Below are 2,269 nucleotides of genomic sequence, written 5' to 3' on the forward strand. Positions count from 1 at the left end.
GTTGCTACAGAAACGAAGCAACTTATCAGGACAATAACTAAAAAAGAAATTTTAAAAAGTTGTTGACAACGAAATGTTATCCTGATATAATATTAGAAGTCGACTAGATATCGACTCAACACAATGAACCTTGAAAACTGAACATGCAAGACGTTAATCAATAAATAGTTTTGAACATCAACTCTGTTGGTGGATCAAAACAAAAATAGATATCATCTTCGGATGATACGCTAGCAAAGCTAATGAGCTTTCAAACTACTTTTATGGAGAGTTTGATCCTGGCTCAGGACGAACGCTGGCGGCGTGCCTAATACATGCAAGTCGAGCGAATGATGAAGAAGCTTGCTTCTTCTGATTTAGCGGCGGACGGGTGAGTAACACGTGGGCAACCTACCTAGTAGATTGGGATAACTCCGGGAAACCGGGGCTAATACCGAATAATCCATTTTGTCACATGGCAAAATGCTGAAAGGCGGTTTCGGCTGTCACTACTAGATGGGCCCGCGGTGCATTAGCTAGTTGGTGGGGTAATGGCCTACCAAGGCAACGATGCATAGCCGACCTGAGAGGGTGATCGGCCACATTGGGACTGAGACACGGCCCAAACTCCTACGGGAGGCAGCAGTAGGGAATCTTCCACAATGGACGAAAGTCTGATGGAGCAACGCCGCGTGAGTGATGAAGGTTTTCGGATCGTAAAACTCTGTTGTAAGGGAAGAACAAGTACGTTAGTAACTGAACGTACCTTGACGGTACCTTATTAGAAAGCCACGGCTAACTACGTGCCAGCAGCCGCGGTAATACGTAGGTGGCAAGCGTTGTCCGGATTTATTGGGCGTAAAGCGCGCGCAGGTGGTTTCTTAAGTCTGATGTGAAAGCCCACGGCTCAACCGTGGAGGGTCATTGGAAACTGGGAGACTTGAGTGCAGAAGAGGAAAGTGGAATTCCAAGTGTAGCGGTGAAATGCGTAGAGATTTGGAGGAACACCAGTGGCGAAGGCGACTTTCTGGTCTGTAACTGACACTGAGGCGCGAAAGCGTGGGGAGCAAACAGGATTAGATACCCTGGTAGTCCACGCCGTAAACGATGAGTGCTAAGTGTTAGGGGGTTTCCGCCCCTTAGTGCTGCAGCTAACGCATTAAGCACTCCGCCTGGGGAGTACGGCCGCAAGGTTGAAACTCAAAGGAATTGACGGGGGCCCGCACAAGCGGTGGAGCATGTGGTTTAATTCGAAGCAACGCGAAGAACCTTACCAGGTCTTGACATCCCAATGACCGCTCTAGAGATAGAGTTTTCCCTTCGGGGACATTGGTGACAGGTGGTGCATGGTTGTCGTCAGCTCGTGTCGTGAGATGTTGGGTTAAGTCCCGCAACGAGCGCAACCCTTGATCTTAGTTGCCATCATTTAGTTGGGCACTCTAAGGTGACTGCCGGTGACAAACCGGAGGAAGGTGGGGATGACGTCAAATCATCATGCCCCTTATGACCTGGGCTACACACGTGCTACAATGGACGATACAAAGAGTCGCTAACTCGCGAGGGTATGCTAATCTCATAAAATCGTTCTCAGTTCGGATTGTAGGCTGCAACTCGCCTACATGAAGCCGGAATCGCTAGTAATCGTGGATCAGCATGCCACGGTGAATACGTTCCCGGGCCTTGTACACACCGCCCGTCACACCACGAGAGTTTGTAACACCCGAAGTCGGTGAGGTAACCTTTATGGGGCCAGCCGCCGAAGGTGGGATAGATGATTGGGGTGAAGTCGTAACAAGGTAGCCGTATCGGAAGGTGCGGCTGGATCACCTCCTTTCTAAGGATAATTACGGAAACAGATCTTGGATCTGTCGATTAACGTCTTGCGTTCAGTTTTGAAGGCTCATTGTAAAATGATCTTCAAAACCTTGTTCTTTGAAAACTGGATAAAACGACATTGAAGCAAATTAAGTAACACATTTTTTATTATTAAGTTTTTTAGGCTTAATAACTAACTTTTAGGTTAAGTTATTAAGGGCGCATGGCGGATGCCTTGGCACTAGGAGCCGAAGAAGGACGGCACTAACACCGATATGCTTCGGGGAGCTGTAAGTGAGCTTTGATCCGGAGATTTCCGAATGGGGGAACCCACTGTTCGTAATGGAGCAGTATCTTGACGTGAATACATAGCGTCTTGATGGCAGACCCAGGGAACTGAAACATCTAAGTACCTGGAGGAAGAGAAAGAAAAATCGATTCCCTGAGTAGCGGCGAGCGAAACGGGAATAGCCCA

At 48.1% G+C, this 2,269-nt stretch carries 2 rRNA genes; both read left to right on the plus strand.

The window, feature by feature from the left end:
• Nucleotides 1-260 precede the first annotated feature (260 nt).
• A 16S ribosomal RNA gene (locus tag AB0M15_RS41805) occupies nt 261-1,813 on the plus strand.
• Nucleotides 1,814-1,997: 184 nt separating this feature from the next.
• Nucleotides 1,998-2,269 (plus strand): 23S ribosomal RNA (locus AB0M15_RS41810); the annotation flags it as partial.

This window comes from Kribbella sp. NPDC051718, assembly GCF_040681515.1.
Taxonomy (GTDB): domain Bacteria; phylum Actinomycetota; class Actinomycetes; order Propionibacteriales; family Kribbellaceae; genus Kribbella.